Annotated in this window: 12 protein-coding genes; 3 read left to right on the top strand and 9 right to left on the bottom strand. The window is 42.8% G+C overall.

The features are described 5' to 3' along the window. Nucleotides 1–68: 68 nt before the first annotated feature. Entirely contained in the window at nt 69–1,142 is a 1,074-nt protein-coding gene (gene prfA, locus AAFF35_RS30305; protein ID WP_073238553.1) for a peptide chain release factor 1, read from the bottom strand. A 159-nt stretch (nt 1,143–1,301) separates the two neighbouring features. Beyond that, nucleotides 1,302–2,045: a UDP-2,3-diacylglucosamine diphosphatase gene (locus tag AAFF35_RS30300; protein ID WP_342330172.1), complete on the bottom strand. Its 744-nt coding sequence runs from the start codon at nt 2,043–2,045 to the stop codon at nt 1,302–1,304. 129 nt (nt 2,046–2,174) lie between these two features. Here AAFF35_RS30300 and AAFF35_RS30295 point away from each other — a divergent pair, with 129 nt between their 5' ends. Both AAFF35_RS30295 and AAFF35_RS30290 read left to right on the top strand, forming a co-directional pair. After that, nucleotides 2,175–3,185 (top strand): NAD(P)/FAD-dependent oxidoreductase, encoded by a 1,011-nt coding sequence (locus AAFF35_RS30295; protein WP_074613014.1) that lies wholly within the window; start codon nt 2,175–2,177, stop codon nt 3,183–3,185. A gap of 2 nt (nt 3,186–3,187) precedes the next feature. Further along, entirely contained in the window at nt 3,188–3,517 is a 330-nt protein-coding gene (locus AAFF35_RS30290) for a 2Fe-2S iron-sulfur cluster-binding protein (RefSeq protein WP_342330171.1), read from the top strand. 3 nt (nt 3,518–3,520) lie between these two features. Here the strand turns inward: AAFF35_RS30290 and AAFF35_RS30285 are convergent, their stop codons facing one another. From AAFF35_RS30285 to AAFF35_RS30265, 5 genes are all read right to left on the bottom strand, one after another. After that, nucleotides 3,521–5,221, bottom strand: coding sequence for a S41 family peptidase (locus AAFF35_RS30285; protein ID WP_342330170.1), 1,701 nt, complete (start codon nt 5,219–5,221; stop codon nt 3,521–3,523). A 64-nt stretch (nt 5,222–5,285) separates the two neighbouring features. Further along, nucleotides 5,286–5,501: a hypothetical protein gene (locus AAFF35_RS30280; RefSeq protein WP_342330169.1), complete on the bottom strand. Its 216-nt coding sequence runs from the start codon at nt 5,499–5,501 to the stop codon at nt 5,286–5,288. A 117-nt stretch (nt 5,502–5,618) separates the two neighbouring features. Next, nucleotides 5,619–6,401 (bottom strand): DUF4397 domain-containing protein, encoded by a 783-nt coding sequence (locus AAFF35_RS30275; protein WP_342330168.1) that lies wholly within the window; start codon nt 6,399–6,401, stop codon nt 5,619–5,621. Between the two features lie 4 nt (nt 6,402–6,405). Next, on the bottom strand, nt 6,406–7,974 hold the full coding sequence (locus AAFF35_RS30270; RefSeq protein ID WP_342330167.1) for a SusD/RagB family nutrient-binding outer membrane lipoprotein: 1,569 nt from the start codon (nt 7,972–7,974) through the stop codon (nt 6,406–6,408). 12 nt (nt 7,975–7,986) lie between these two features. Beyond that, on the bottom strand, nt 7,987–11,079 hold the full coding sequence (locus AAFF35_RS30265) for a SusC/RagA family TonB-linked outer membrane protein (RefSeq protein ID WP_342330166.1): 3,093 nt from the start codon (nt 11,077–11,079) through the stop codon (nt 7,987–7,989). Nucleotides 11,080–11,310: 231 nt separating this feature from the next. On the opposite strand from AAFF35_RS30265, the gene AAFF35_RS30260 reads away from it, so the two are divergent. Further along, complete coding sequence (locus tag AAFF35_RS30260) at nt 11,311–12,057, top strand: DeoR/GlpR family DNA-binding transcription regulator (RefSeq protein WP_342330165.1); 747 nt, start codon at nt 11,311–11,313, stop codon at nt 12,055–12,057. A 75-nt stretch (nt 12,058–12,132) separates the two neighbouring features. Here AAFF35_RS30260 and AAFF35_RS30255 read toward each other — a convergent pair whose 3' ends face one another. Together AAFF35_RS30255 and AAFF35_RS30250 are read right to left on the bottom strand one after the other, a co-directional pair. Beyond that, nucleotides 12,133–13,440, bottom strand: a complete 1,308-nt coding sequence (locus tag AAFF35_RS30255; protein WP_342330164.1) for a RagB/SusD family nutrient uptake outer membrane protein — start codon at nt 13,438–13,440, stop codon at nt 12,133–12,135. A 17-nt stretch (nt 13,441–13,457) separates the two neighbouring features. After that, the gene (locus tag AAFF35_RS30250) at nt 13,458–16,628 is read right to left on the bottom strand and encodes a SusC/RagA family TonB-linked outer membrane protein (protein WP_342330163.1); all 3,171 of its coding nucleotides are present in this window, start codon (nt 16,626–16,628) and stop codon (nt 13,458–13,460) included. Nucleotides 16,629–16,664: the final 36 nt, after the last annotated feature.

Genomic DNA, 16,664 nt, shown 5'->3' with positions numbered 1-16,664 from the left:
TTTCGGGATTGCAAATATAGAGCCTTTATTTATATTCACAAACTATTTTTTAAAATAATCGTAAGTCCTTATGCTACAGAACCTTCTTTCATTTTCTCTGCGTTTTCAGCAAACTGTAACGCATCAATCAGCTCCTGAACACCGCCATCCATCACGCCACTTAGGTTATAAAGTGTCAATCCGATACGGTGATCCGTTACCCTACCTTGTGGATAGTTGTAAGTTCTGATCTTTGCGGAGCGGTCACCGGTAGAAACCATAGTCTTACGTCTTGCCGCAATGTCTCCATTTTTCTTCTGCAATTCGATATCATATAATTTACTACGTAGCATCTCCATGGCAATCACCCTGTTTCCTAGCTGAGAACGCTCCTGCTGACATACTACCACAATCCCCGAAGGTCTGTGTGTCAACTGTACTTTTGTCTCCACCTTGTTCACATTCTGACCACCAGCACCACCCGAACGGGAAGTCTGCAAATCAATATCTGCCGGGTTCACATAAAGGTCAATCTCTTCTGCTTCCGGCAATACCGCTACAGAAGCTGCCGACGTATGTACACGTCCCTGAGTTTCTGTATCCGGTACACGTTGTACGCGGTGAACACCTGACTCATATTTCAATTGTCCGTAAACATCTTCTCCACTTACTTTCAGGATCACCTCTTTGTAACCACCAGCAGTACCTTCAGTCACATCAACAGTTTCTACCTTCCAGCCTTTTTGTTCAAAGAAACGGCTGTACATACGGTATAAATCGCCGGCAAATAAAGCCGCCTCATCACCACCGGTACCACCTCTGATCTCAAATACTGCATTTTTAGCATCCTCAGGATCTACCGGAATCAGCATCAAACGTACTTTTTCTTCCAGTTCTTCCTGTTGCTTTAACAGCAGATCAAGTTCTTCCTTGGCCATCTCGCGCATCTCAGCATCCTTCTCTGTAGTCAGGATCTCCTTGTTTGCATCGATATTGCTCATTACATTCTTGTAGATCTTATACTCATCTACAATCTTGCCTAAATCTTTGTACTCCTTATTTAAAGCCGCAAAACGCTTCATATCCTGCATCGTATCAGGATTACTCAACTGCTCTTCTACATCTTCCCAGCGCAGCTTAATTGCTTCTAATTTCTCTAACATATTCTTTTTTCAGAAAATTAAAACTTGTTGCCTTTTCAATTAAAATCCGTCCTGCGGAGATCTATCCTGGCAATTGATTTATTTGGGCAGCAAAAATACGGCTTTTTCAGTTAATGATACTAAAAATTTATTCGTTGCCGGATTCTTTTACCCCGTTCATTACTTTTCGAAATAGTTCAGTGTTAAATCTTTGCCGTCAAATACCGCATAAGAATTAAAATTAATCCATTCCCCAATGTTTATATACCTGCTTTTATCGGTCAGCTGAATATCCAGAGGCAGGTGACGATGCCCAAAAATAAAATAATCAAAATGCGCCTTTTGCAATTGTTCCTTCGCATAAACAGCCAGCCATTCATTTTCTACACCATTAAAAACCTCTTCAGTACTATTCGCCAGCCTGCTGCTGCCAGACCACCAGTTCGCAATTCCCAATCCAATTCTTGGTGGAACGATAGAAAACAACCACTGACATACCGGATTCCGGAAAATCTTCCGCAACACTTTATATTTTTGATCCCCCGGACCAAGCCCATCTCCATGATGGAGATAAAAACGCTTCCCTCCTCTTTCCATCACCAATTCATCACTAATGATCTCAATGCCCATCTCTTTTGTGAAATAGTCATTTACCCACATATCGTGGTTCCCTTTGAAAAAATAAATTTTTATTCCCGCATCGCTCATCATCGCCAACTTCCCTTGCAAACGAACAAAGCCTTTAGGAACGACCTCACGGTATTCAAACCAGAAATCAAAAATATCACCCATCAAAAAAAGCTCACTGCAATTACCTTCAATAGCATTTAACCAGCGAATGATCCGATCTTCGCGCTTCCTGCTTTCGGAATGACTCGGAGAGCCCAGGTGGAAATCAGAAGCAAAATATATGTTTTTTGTCATCAGTATGAACAAAGATAAGTAAAAAAATTATCCGAGTTTTGTCAGAAGTTCTATCAATTATCTAGAATATATCTAAACTACCGCTGTTATTAAAACAAAAGTTCGTAAATTCGCCAAAAATTTAAACACATGATTTCTACTGATATAGCCATTATTGGCGCCGGACCCGTTGGTTTATTTGCAATTTTTGAAGCTGGACTCCTTAAAATGCGTTGTCATCTGATCGATTACTTACCTCAGGTAGGTGGTCAATTGTCTGAAATATATCCTAAGAAACCTATTTATGACATTCCCGGATACCCAACAGTATTGGCCCAGGAACTTATAGACAACCTGATGGAACAGGGAAAACCTTTCCACCCAGGCTTCACTTTAGGAGAAAGAATCGAAGGTTTAGAGAAACGTGGAGAAGGCGATTTTGTATTGACGACCAATATGGGTACCATCATAGAATCAAAAGTGGTGGTTATTGCCGGTGGATTGGGATGTTTCGAACCTCGTAAACCAGCAGTAGCAGGATTAGAACAATTTGAAAACGGAAGAGGGGTCAACTATATGATCCTTGATCCGGAACAATACCGCGGACAGAAAATGGTGATTGCAGGTGGTGGTGACTCTGCCTTAGACTGGACCATCTTCCTGGCTGATATTGTGGACGAATTGACATTGGTTCACCGCAGCGAAAGCTTCCGTGGTGCCCCGGACTCTGTAAATAAAGTAATGGCCCTGGCAGAAAGCGGAAAAATCAATCTGGTATTAAACAGCAACCTGAGCTCCGTAACCGGAAACGGAAAACTGGAAAATGTAGAATTGGTGCACAACCGCAGCCTGGAGAAAAGCAATATTGCTGCAGACCATTTAATTCCTCTATTTGGTTTAAGCCCTAAACTAGGCCCGATCGAACAATGGAACCTAAACATCAACAAAAGCGCAATTGAAGTAAATACTGATGATTATTCAACGAATATTCCGGGTATCTACGCTATTGGTGATATCAATACCTACACAAATAAATTAAAACTAATCCTTTGCGGTTTCCATGAAGCAGCCTTGATGAGCCATAGTGCCTATCAGTACATGAACCCGGGAATTAAATATACCATGAAATATACTACCGTTAACGGCGTATCAGAATTTTAAGCATGGAAGAAAATAACATTACCCTGCACGTAGAAAATCCGGACGGTAGCAGAACGACATTGGAAGCCCCTGTAGATATGGGCCTCAGCTTAATGGAATATTTAAAAGCATGTGAATATGACATCCTTGCCACCTGTGGCGGAATGGCACTTTGTGCCACCTGCTGCGTAGATGTCCTGGAAGGCGAAGACAAATTAAAAGAAATGAGCGATGACGAATATGCCATGCTCGATACCCTGCCAGATTTGCTTCCAAATTCCAGACTGGCCTGCCAGCTACAGCTAAACCACGAAATGGATGGCCTTGTGGTTAAACTTCATGGCACAAACTAATCACTAATTTTCTATAGGTACAGCCGCAATTGTCTTGATTGGGCTGCCTATAGTTTTATATTCGCCCTCCCCTTTCAAGATCGCCAGCATTTTAGTGTTGCTATTTAAGACCGCCTTAGCCGCAGTCAATTCCTTATCGTATTGAAATGCCTGGATCACTTTCCCTTTCTCATAATAATAACGACTCACAATTTGTGTTTCCAGCACTTTTTTGATCTCTGATTTAAAAGTAATCAGGTCCGTTTTCTTCGCACCCAGCATCTTCGCTTTAAGGTCCTCCAGATCGGCCTTTACCGCAGGAAGTTTGTTTTCCTTTTCCGCTTCCGTACGCAAATCTGACAACAAACGCTCCGCACGGGAAGTATAAGAATAGTCTTTCCCTTCCAGTGAACTTACAAAAGCAGCGTAATCCTGATCCGTCAGTTGAAAACTGGCAGCGGGAGCAATGGTCTTATTGTTCTTTTTATAGCTGTTCGCATAGTCAAAAAATAAGCTCTTATTCAACAAGGAGATCGTAATCGGACTAAACTTCGATGCTTCCACGACAACATCAGGAAACACGCCATTTCCATCATATACATTTCTGCCCACCTTCGTACTGAATCTCGTCATGACCGAATCCGCCACCTTAGGGGTCTTGCCATTCGCGTCTTTATGGGCATAATCAAGCGCCTGGATGCATCTTCCTGAAGGAGTAAAGTATTTAGCCACGGTCACCTTAACCAGGCTGTTATAAGGCAGGTTAAAAGTTTGCTGTACCAGGCCTTTTCCATAACTGCGCTGACCTACAATAATCGCCCTGTCGAGATCCTGTAAAGCACCGGCAACAATTTCTGAAGCAGAGGCCGAAGAACCGCCAACCAGGATCACCAGTGGGATCTGAGGAAGAATAGGTTCGGCCTGAGTTTTATAGGTAATGGTCTTCTGTGGATTCCTTCCTTTCTGAGTCACCACCAAAACATCCTTATTCACAAAGAGATTCACAATCTTTACCGCCTCCTGCAAAATCCCACCACCATTATACCTTAAGTCAATGATTAAACCTTTCGGCTGCTGTTTGTTTAAAGTCAATGCTGCCTCTTTTACTTCCTGGGCCGCATTTTCCAGAAATTTATCCAGACGGATATAACCGATCTGATCGTCCGTCATCCCGGAATAAGGGACATTAGGTTGTTTAATTTCATCTCTGATGATGCTTTTGGTAATCACCGAACCATTTCTGATCAATAACAACTCAGCTGTAGAACCTTTTGGTCCTCTCAACAACTGGCTCACCTGTGCACGCTCTTTCCCTTTCACCTCCACATTGTTGATTTTCAAGACCTGATCACCTGGCTTCAGGTCCTGCTTATCTGCCGGATAACCTTCAGAAACTTCATTCACAAACAACTTACCCTCAATAAAAAGCGTAGTCGCACCTATCCCCCCGTATTGAGTACTGACATATTTTAGTTTATAGTCTTCAATCTCAGACTCCGGAATATATTCTGTGTAAGGGTCAAGGCCTCCCAACATGGCATCAATGCTGTTGCGCATCAAATCCGATGGATTGGTTTCCTCGACATAATTGATATTAACCTCCTTATAAAGGGAAGCGAAGATATCCAGGTTCTTGGAAACCTGAAACAAATCCTCCTTAAAAGACCAGCTTAAAGAAGCGAAAGCAATAAGGGAGAAGGCTGCGGCAAGTTTGTATTTTTTCATTTTACCCATCTGTTGAAAGGTAAATTTACAAAAAAGCCTTGTAACTCAATAGGCTATTGAAGATTTATAGCCTGTTGCCATCAGGATCAGCCAAAGCCTTCTCGATGGTAAATTCAATGTACTTACGGTCTCTTTTTACTAAACTCATCAATTGCTCCACCAACTGGTCCTCTTGTCCGGGAACAAAAGAAATTTCCACGCTTGCCAAATCACGGTATTTTCTAAGAAACTTGATTTTAACCTTTTTCCAGGTCTCAGGAGTAAGTGTAAAACTTGCCATAATATATACTTTGACGCAAAAATAGGAAAATAACTAATAGGATTTGCGCTTTAAAATAAAGACGGCAAATAAAAACGCCCCTGGAGTTCAGAGGCGTTTCTATTTTTAAAGGAATAACTATCGGTTAGCCGTATTGTCTATAAACGTCCTGTTCGCAGCCGTGGTTCCTCCTACGGTGATGTCACCCCGCAAGGTCAAAGTATAAGTATTGGATTTCGTAAAAGAAACTTCCGTTCTGGTGTATATATTGGTATTGCTGTTAGGATAACGCAAGAACAAATCGTAAACCCCCTGAGGTATTTTCACAAAAGCTCCCCCTGATTTATAAGGAAGATTAGTCGCGATGGTCAGCTCCGCTTTACTGGTCCTGTTCTGAATGATCAGATCTACAGGGTTTGCATTTGGAGAAGTATGAACCAGCCTAACATAGGCCGCCGAAGAATCTATCGCAGGAAGTACATCCTCCAGTATAAAGGAGTCACTCGTCTTTGCCACCGTATTATAGAAACCACAGAGGTACACAGAATAGTTCTTGCCCTCTACCAGGGTTGTACTGAGTTTATTAATCACAAGTTTAGGATCTGCAGCCGCATTAGTTGGACGTGTAGCCTTCAGGTCATAGGTGCCGCCTGGCAATATCGCATAGGCATTCGTAGCAGGATAAACCGCTGCATAAGCCAATCCGGTTGTGCCACTCTCTGCCCCTGTTGTAGAAACGGCAGCAGTCACCTTAGTATCATTCGCGTAATAATTAACCACAGGACCATTTACCGCGAAATTAAAGAACTTCACCGAAGCGCCCGTAGCAGGCCCGTCAATCGTCTGAATGTCGGTCTTGTCGCAGGAATATATGATGGTCGACAGCAGAAGTACTGCTGATAATAAAAATTTTCTTTTCATATGATTAAGGTAAAGTAATCCACATTTCTTTGGTATGATAGTCTGTTGTCAGTCCGCCGATTTTGTCCAGCGCCTCTCTGTTCCAGATGTACTCAGAATTGTATCGCGGACGAATACGGTAAACGAATTTACCGGCATTATCTGCATATAAGTTTGTTGGAGGGGTAAACCCTGCAAAAACCTGGGCCCCGGTTGCAGCGTCAAGATCCTTATAATGATACCTCCGTAAGTCCATCCATTGCTCCAAATGTCCATATCCCCACTGCGCAATATACTTTTGAAGCATAATATTGGTCAGGGTAAGATCATTTGGTGATGTCGGGATAACCAAAGCAGAAGCCATATAAGTGGCTTTTTCAGTGGCAGAAATCTGGGTAGGCACCTGTCCGTCATCTGAATTTCTTGCATTTACAAAATCGAAATGCGCAGAGACTCCCTTGGTATAGGCATCCAAAGCCGTTACCTTATCCCCTTTTTTAAAGGCTGCTTCCGCCTTTACAAACTGGAGTTGAGAATAGGTGAACAGTGGCAATTTGGACTTGGTAGAAAAAATATATCTTGCCGGCGTTCTTACAGAAAGCGCCAGCGTTGGATATCCCCAAAAATTATTTGGCAGCTGAGCAGTCGTCAAGGCCCCGAAGCCAAGTGCAATATCCAATCCTCTATACTGGCCATCCGGTGATGGAGACAACATCCTGCTCATTCTTGGATCTACTAAACCAGGGTATTGTGTTCCATTCATTAGACCAAGAATAAATTTAGTCTGACGGTAATTGGTCAGGTTATCTCTAACCCCCGCGTAAAAATTAATGTCATCATTGGCCGTACCGGTATAAGCAAGCAACGGTTGCTCCGCATCACTTGCCCCTATGGAAGCATCTACTGCAGCGATCACATCGTCAGGTTTATACAAGCCGGTTTTATTGGAGAAATGGTTCAATGCCATCGCTTTTAAGCCATTGGCAAATTTGATCCACATGTTCGTCTTTCCTTTATAAATAATGTCTGTTTTCGCCAGGTAATTATTATCAACGGCCCCATCCGTCCTTTTCAGGTTCGCAATGGCGAGGTCAAGCAAACGAAAGGATTCCTGATAGGCAAATTCCTGCGTATCATAGTCAAACGTGGTTTTTCCCTCAAATGCCTGTTTAATGGGAATTTCACCATGGACATCGGTTAGTGCCAACCAGCCCCAGGCTTTCAAAATCTGTCCCACCCCAAGCAAATCCCAACGCTGTTCCTTTTCCGCGATGGAATTCATATTTACAAGATTCTGCCCAAGACTCCAATAGACGTCCCGGAACAACTGAGCCGCATTATCTGAAGCCGGGTCATAACCCTGCCTGTCCCAGGTCGTAGCTGTCGTGGTGATCGTCCAGTTTTGAGTGTAACGTCCGATAAAACGGGCGTCGTACGTAGGTGAAGTGACCATCCAATGCAGCATTGGAGCGAGGTATAAATTTGCTTCCACCACCTGAGGTGCATTTGGATTATCATTTACGTCCAGAAACTTCTTGCAACCTCCAAGGGTTACCATTCCGGCCATGATCAATAGTATATATATTTTTTTCATCTTTAATTACCTTTAAAAGCCAACCTTAACACCAAAATTAAATCCTTTCGGAATCGGGAAATTTCCATAGTCAATTCCCTGTGAGCCTGAGCCCCCTACCGCAGCGGTATTGCCATTCACAACAGGATCAAGCCCGGTATAGTTCGTAATCAAAAACAGATCTGTACCTGTAAAGAAGACACTTGCGTTCTTTATGAATCCTTGTTTCTTCAGGAAAGAGGCAGGTAATCTGTATTGCAGTGTAATGTCTTTTAGTCTGATCCAGTTGATGTCCTTTTCAATAAACAATTCCTCACTCATCTCGGTATAATACAGGTTCTGATAGAATGGAGTAATACTGATATTATTACGTGTCGGATTCGCGCTGTTTTCCAAACCATCCCTCATTACGCCCTGAACAATCCTCGGTTGCAATCGGTCCAGCGTCATCGGCGACAATCCCAATTGGGTCAGCAAACTTTGCGTTGCATTCAGGATGTCCCCACCTTTTCTAATGTCCAATAAGAATGATAATGAGAAATCCTTATACCTGAAAGTATTCGTGATGCCTAAAGAAAAATCAGGCTGACGGTCATAGCCTCCTTCAATAAAGGTGGTAGACCTTACCGGCAAGCCACTCGCAGGATTAATCAGGATTTCGCCCTGATTATTGCGCAGATAATAAAGCCCGGTTAGCGTCCGGGTTGAAAATCCTTTAGTCACCCCATTCCTTACATTTCCATATAACCAACTGTCCGATACATAAGATTCAGGAAGAGAGTTAGGTAATGCCAGCACCTTTCCCCTGGTCATATCAAAATTAGTCATAATGTCCCAGCTGAAGGCATCAGTCTTAACAGGCGTCCCCCTCAAACTGATCTCCAATCCCTGATTTCTGGTTTTAGCACCGTTTAGGTTGAACAAAATAAACCCGGTCGCATAACTTCCCCTTACATCATTCACTATCTGATCTGTAGTTTGTTTACGATACACCGTCACATCAAGACCCAATCTGTCTTTGAAAAATGCCAGCTCTGTTCCCAATTCATAAGAACTTGCGAATTCAGGAACAAGTCTTGGATTAGGTCCTGTAAAACCATACCCATATCCCCCACCTACTGTGGTTTTACTTTCCAATGCAGGCGTATAAGCATAAGGTCTTGCATCTTTACCTACATTGGCAAAAGCAGCCCTCAGCTTACCTGAGGTAAATATTTTACTTAAACTGTTTTTAAACGCAGGAACTTCTGTAAACACAAAACTTCCCGATACTGATGGGTAAAAGAAGGAATTCGCACCCACCGGAATCGTAGATGTCCAGTCATTTCTTCCGGTTAAGGTAAGGTATAAGTAATCCTTATAGCCTAATGTAGTCCGGGCAAACAAACTAAAAACCCGCTGTCTGGCTTCAGAAGACTTTGCATTTCTTAAGGTACTGGTCGTATTGTTGATGGAAATAAAATTAGGGTCAAGAAAGTTCTCTCCATACTGACTTTCAATTTTAGAACTCAATGCTTTTATGGCATTACCAAATGTCGCATCAATTGTAATGTCCTTGGTGATGTGCTGTTTGGTTAAATTAATTAGCGTCTGAGAGTTGATGTTACGGGTATTGTCATTGGCAACATCCATAATGCCTCCTTTAAGAAAACCTCTTTTACTTTCAGGGTGACTTAAAATCAATGCATTATTATTATACGCATCTATCCCAACATTTGTTCTGATGTTCATCCAGCTTACCGGCGTGATGGTGAAGCCCAAATTAGAAATGGTCCGGTTGTTTTTTGTGGTAGACTTATTTTTATTCACATTGAAGTAAGGATTTTCAATTTCCAGTGTTTGATCACCTCCGGTGAGTAATCTTCTTCTGGTTCCGGATGCCGTGAGGTAATCTTTCGCATCGTCATTCTGTGGCCAAACCAATAAACCAATCAGCGGACCTCCATCCCCTTTAAATGCCTGGTTATTGGTTGCATAGGAATAGTTCATCGATAAATCCATATCTAACCACTTATTGATCTTTCCTCCTGTTGAACCCATTAAAGTGAACCGGTTATAATCGGAACCTGGAACAACGCCTTGCTGATCCGTATAGGAAGTAGATACCCGAAAATTAACGGCATCAGAACCTCCTTCAATGGACAAATTATGTTTTTGCGTAAACGCGGTCTGAAAAAATCCATCCACATTGTCATAAAACTTGGTTCCCTCAGCGTATCTGGGCCCAAAATATCTTAGTCTGTCGCTAAAGGGGGTACCAAAAGAACCCAGATCAAATTCCTTTTGCAACTCAGGAACGGTAGTTGTCTTTTCTGTGCGAAAGCTGTTATTGTAATTGATCGCACCGAGACCAGCCTTTCCTCTTTTTGTCGTGATGACAATTGCACCGTTTGCAGCATCAATACCGTACAAAGCTGCTGCTTCAGGACCTTTTAAGACCACCAGGGTCTCAATATCTTCCGGATTGATATCTGCAGCTCTATTGGTGAAATCGACGCCTCTGTTTGCAAAAGAAGTCGTAGAACTGTTCTCCGAATAAAACGCAGAGGTGTTTAAGGTCTTATTATCGATAGGCAATCCATCGACAACAAATAAAGGCTGATTACTTCCACTAATGGAACTGATCCCACGAATGGTAATCGAAGAAGAAGCTCCGGGCACACCAGAGGAACTGGTCACCTCTACCCCTGCAACACGTCCCTGAAGCGCATTAATGAAATTCTCTCTTTGTGTTTCCGCAATCGCTGCGCCGCTCACCTGCTGCTGTGCAGTGCCGATAGCGCGTTTCGAGGCCTTTTGACCCAATGCAGTAACCACAATCTCATTGAGCGAATTTGCGTCATCCAATAAAGTGACGTTCATCACTGCGCCGGTAACGAGCTTACTCTGCGTGGTCATGCCGATATAAGAAAAAGCAAGTACATCCCCGCTGTTCACCTTAATACTGAAAACCCCATGCACGGAAGTCTGAGTCACAGCAGTTGTTGCTTTAGACTTTACCGAAACCCCCGGGATGGGCAACCCGTCGGCAGACTTGACTGTACCTGTAACCGTAATTTGCTGCGCAAACGTTTGCGTAACAAAGACAGAAAGGCCCATAAAAAGTAATAGTAGTTTTCTTTTCATAAAAGCTTATTTGGTTAGAATTTTAATTTTGATTGTCTGTCCCCCTGAATTAAACACGCAATTAAACGCAAAATAAGTCAGTACTTTAGTAAATATCACAAATGTTTTTCATTATTAGCAGAAACAATTGCCCTTAGTCACAATTTTGTTACGGACAATGTCGCATAAACACGCATAAACCCGCAACTATGGTTTTCCTTTTTTTTACTACTTTAGTCCAAAAAAAACCAGATGTTAAAAAAAGAAAGGCACGACTCCATTATGCGACAGATCAATCTGCACAATCGTGTACTGACCTCTGATTTAGTGCAATTGTTAAGTGTCTCAGAAGACACCATCCGTCGCGACCTGCAGGAACTTGCAGAACGGGAACAGCTTTACAAGGTCCATGGAGGGGCACTTTCCAAATCGTATCAATCTTCTTTTGACGATAGTACCGTATACGCCAAAGAAGCCAAAATTATGATCGCAAAGAAGGCAATTACATTGATCAAGGACGGAATGGTTATTCTAACCGGAGGAGGTACGACCATCATTGAGATGGTAAAACAACTCCCTGAAAACCTCCACGCCACCTTTTTTACCATCAGCCCTTTTGTAGCCATCGAGTTGGCCAATTATCCAAGGGTGGAAGTCATCCTCATCGGAGGTTTATTTTCTAAGAATTCCCAGGTTACTTATGGTGGACATGTGATCAATCAATTGTCGGAAATCAGTCCGGACCTTTGCCTGTTGGGAACAAGCGCGCTTCATCCCAACGATGGCCTCACGGATACCGACTGGGAAATCAATCAATTGAAGAAAACGATGCTCAACTGCTCAAAAAAGACGGCCGTATTGTGCATCTCTGAGAAATTAAACATCTCATTAAGGCTCAAAGTAGCCCCCATAACAAATATTCAATACCTGATCACAGAATTGCCGGCAGACGATCCTCAGCTGGATGACTACCAAATAAAGAGCCTTGATATTTTATAAAAAAACAATCTTAAAACAAAACCGCCTTCCCGTATTAAATATAGGAAGGCGGTTTCATTATTCCTTATGCCCAGGCTAAAATGCCGGATCAGCGGGAACATTTAGATTTCCGCCGTCTCTTTCCACAAAAGGGTAAGGGAAAAAGTTTCTTTTCCGATCCGTGAGTGGTTTGGCAAACCTCCTCATATCTTCTATCTTTAATCCGGAAAGATAAAGCTCAATACAACGGTGTTTATAAATTAAGGCCAACAGTTCCTCTTGAGAATAAGATCCGGTTAATTCAGGCAAAGCTGCTCCTAATCCAAAAACATCGAGTGCTGCAGTTTTCGTCACCACTTTATTCAACTCAATTAAAGCATTGCCCGGATCCGGTTGGCGTGCAAGCGCCTCTGCTTTAATCAAGATCATTTCTCCCGGCAGATATACCGGAATAATCGCAGCCGTAGCATTACCAAAACCGTTTAAACTGATCAATGGAGCTTTAGTTCCAAACAGAATGTGAAAAGGAACGCGCTTGTCGTTGGCATCAGGAACATCAGTCCCTTTTAAGCCCAAAGTTGCATTTAGAGGCTGGAATACATTATTCGTAGAAGTCGCGATGTCGTAAATTGGGTTTGGTGCATTCCCATCAAAACCAAAATAAGACTTTACATTCAGATCCACGCTGCCTGCTGAAGTTAGCGCAAGCGGATAGTTTTCCGAAAAGAGCGCATAACGCGCTTTTAAAGCATAAAGCGTATTTTTGATGTCAATCCCTTTAGGAATATTGGCTAAAAATGCGCTGCTGATCTGATTTGCGGTGATCACCGACAATGCATTATCAATTACCGCAATTGCCTTTATAAAACCATCTTTCCGGCTGACAAAGTTAACCTGCTGCCCCACACCATTTGGAACCTGCTGCCAATATTGAGATAAATTACCAATGGCTAAAGCTTTAAAAATGCTGGAATAAGCAATCAATCCGGAAGCATAGGATTTGTCGGACAGGTTTGCTGCATTATTGATCACATTATCTGCGTCAAAGATGATCTTACTCGAATTCGCCCATAAATTGGTCAGAATCGCGTTGGTTCCATCCACTTTAGCCCCACCGGTAAACAATTGCAATTCAGGGATATTTCCGGCATTGGAAAGAAAAAGTTCGTTGGTCACGAAGCCATTTGCCGTAATAGAGCTAAAAAACACGCCCGGACGTCCTACGGAATAAACTCTTTGTAAACCTACAGCCACTCCCGTCAGTCCCTTTGCCGATTTCAACACATCGGTAGCCAATGCCCCATTCGGATCCTTAAAATCTTGCTTACAAGAACTAGCCGTCATGAACAACATCAGGACGAGCGCTATTTTTAGCGAATAAAATTTTTCTATATAATTTTTCATGTCTGATCTTTTTAAAATTAAAACTTAACCTGTACACCTAAGGTAAAACTACGCGGAATCGGCACTGACCCGAAGTCAATGTTACGAAGAATGGTCGACTGCCCTCCTGAGTTTAACTCTGGATCATAGCCTTTATATTTGTCCCATGAAACAAGATTTCTGCCGCTTAGGTTGATGGTTAAGTCGTTAATAAACTTCACCTTACCCACATTGTAACTAAGGGCTACTTCCCGCAGCTTAACAAAAGAGCCATTGTCTATCCGCCATTCTTCCGTTGCATATACGCCGGCAACATAACCTCTTGGTAACAATCCCATCTGTTCCTGCTCTGCAACCTTACCACTTCCAACTCCCTGACGTGTCCGCCAATCCGCATTCCAGACATCTGAACCCCGGACAGCGTCCAGCTGAACATGAAGGCTCAGTTTTTTATAGGTAAAGTCATTCACGAACGACAACGTATAATCCGGATTCGGATTACCGATCACTTTTCGCAATGTCGTTCCCGTAGGCATACCATTGGCATCTCGCTGAGGGGTATAACTGGTCGCTGAATTCTGAATTCCAGCCTCCAGCTGAGGAATCCCCGCAGCATTTTTCAGCAGACTTCCATCTGCATTCCTTGCGAAGAAAGTGCCGTAAAAAACACCGATAGGCTGTCCGTCAATAATGGCAACAGGCGCTCCGGGATTAGTAGAAATCAACCTCAACCCACCTGTCCCCACTGCCTTATTTCTATTTCTATTGAATATAAAAGTGGTATTCCATTTGAAATTTTCTTCAGAAATGGGCATACCGGTCAGCATTAATTCTATCCCTTTGTTCTCTAATGCCCCGTTGTTATCCAATAAGCTGGAATAACCAATGGTAGGCGAAATCACCACGGGAATCAACAAGTCTTTCACTTTCTTGTTGTACCAGTTAAAAGTCAGGCCCAAACGGTTGTTGAAAAAAGCCATATCCGTTCCGATTTCCAATTCCCGCTGGCGCTCAGGTTTTACATTTTCATTGGCCAAAGTCGCACTAGACACGAAAGCGCCCTGTTGCAATAGCGGATTGGAAGCATATTCATTAAAACGATCATATGCACCAATTCCGGTTAAATTACCCGATTCTCCATAAGCAGCCCTTACTTTAAAAGCAGTCCACCATTTGGATACACCCAGATTTTTCCAGTAATCAGCAGAAGAAAGCACATAACTGACATTCGCTTTCAGGTATTCTTGTGTCCTGTGTTTCACGCCAAATACGGATGATTGATCCACTCTTAGCGCTCCAGTTACAAACAAATGGTCTCTGTATTTGAAATTTTGCTGTAAATAAGCCCCCATAATGGTAAATTCAGACCTGCGATCACTATTGGGAAGAACCGTACTTGCGGCATTTACTGTTTCAATGAAAGGGGCCAAACCACGGCCGTTTAGTAAAGAATACAGATCTTTTTGGTATTGAAAGGATCCCCCAAGCTGAGTGGTCGATAATAAACCTTCAGCAATTTTGGAATCATAAGTAAAGTTCAATTCGTTGTTAAACATGGTGGTGGTCGCATTTGCAGCACTGGCATAACCATTCAATGCCGGAGTCTGTGCAGCTCCTCCTCCATAAAAGCCTGTACTCACATTGTAGGCAAAAGGAGGTATAAGTGTCGTTCCATTCTGAATGGTATTGTCTACACCCATCGTATAATCAATACTTAAGTTTTTTACCGGAGTCAGCTTCAATCCTGTATTGGCCATAATGCGGTTGGTAAATTGGCGCTGCTTGATGTCTTCAATTACAGAAACAGGATTTACCCTGCCCCGCTCACCAACAGCTTTAAGATTTCCAAAAACGTCTCTGGTAAAAAGATCATGAAAGTTACCGATAATGGTAACGGAGTTCATAGGAGAGAAAAAGGAGTTCCCATCCGGTTTCTCATCTGCATCACTGTGCACATAGTTAAATCCTACGGTTAATTTTGCCCAGTCAGCAATCTTCTGATCTACGTTCGCACGGAAATTATACCGCTTAAAATTGGTATTCTTAATGATCCCCTGATTTGAAAAATAGCCCGCAGAAGTATAAAACTTCGTATTGTCATTTCCCCCTGATAAGGAAACCGCATTATCAGTCCCTAATGCAGACTGAAAAATATAATCCTGATAATTATATCTCGTAACATTGGTTTTTTCGGTTGACAAAGCCGGAGGATCCCCCACCAATTGGATCACATCCTGAGTCGCAGCATCCACAGAACCGCCAAATTTAGTCGGCGACTGGTTTACTTCTATTTGTTTACGCAATTTGCTGGAGCTGATGCTGGAAGAAAAACTCAGTACCGGAGTACCACTCTTACCTCGCTTGGTAAAAATCTGCACTACTCCTGAATTTGCTCTGGAACCATAAATAGCTGCTGCTGCAGCACCGTTTAAAACCTCAATCCGTTCAATATCATTAGGACTGATATCGACCATTCTGTTCTGGCCGATACTGCCCACAAAATTTCCATTTTGCCCAACAGCACTTCCGGAATTGTTACCACCGTCATAATTTGCGGAGGTATTCGTGACACGGGTAGTCGAGTTATTCACGATCACACCATCAATGATGTACAAAGGCTCTGAAGAAGAGTTGATGGAACTTACCCCACGCAACCTTACTGACATTCCCCCTGCAGGATCTCCGGAATTCTGACTAATCTGCGCTCCGGCTGTTTTTCCCTGCAAAGAGGAAAGTACGTTCCCACTAGGTGCTTTATTCAGATCATCACCTTTAACCGTGCTGACGTAACTTCCCATCTGCTTCCTCGTCGTTCCTTGCGAAGTTCCGGTAACAATCACTTCATCAAGGCCAATGTTGTCTGTAGCCAGCTCCCCATTGATCACAAGCTCAGTTTTTTCCCCGAAGGTGATGCTTTTTTGTTGTGACCGGTAACCTATGGAAGAGAAAACAACCTGATAGGTTCCTGCCGGGAGATCTGCAGGCAGGCTAAATTTCCCATCTCCATTCGTCGCAGCCGCGAATTTCGTATTTTGTATCTTGACCACAACGCCGGGGATCCCCTGGCCCGCAGTCCCTTCTGTGACTTTGCCGGTTAAAATGTACCGCTTGTTCTGCGCGTAGGCAACCTGGCTAAACAGGATTAGAAAAATTGGTAACCAGAAAGCCAACAGGTTTCTGGAGAAACCAAAAACGTAAAGTTTTTTCATAAAATTTGGTTTAGTTTGTATAAATATAGTTTTTAC

Origin of the sequence: Pedobacter sp. FW305-3-2-15-E-R2A2 (genome assembly GCF_038446955.1) — a bacterium.
Taxonomy (GTDB): domain Bacteria; phylum Bacteroidota; class Bacteroidia; order Sphingobacteriales; family Sphingobacteriaceae; genus Pedobacter.
This window is presented reverse-complemented; position numbering and strand designations above follow the sequence as displayed.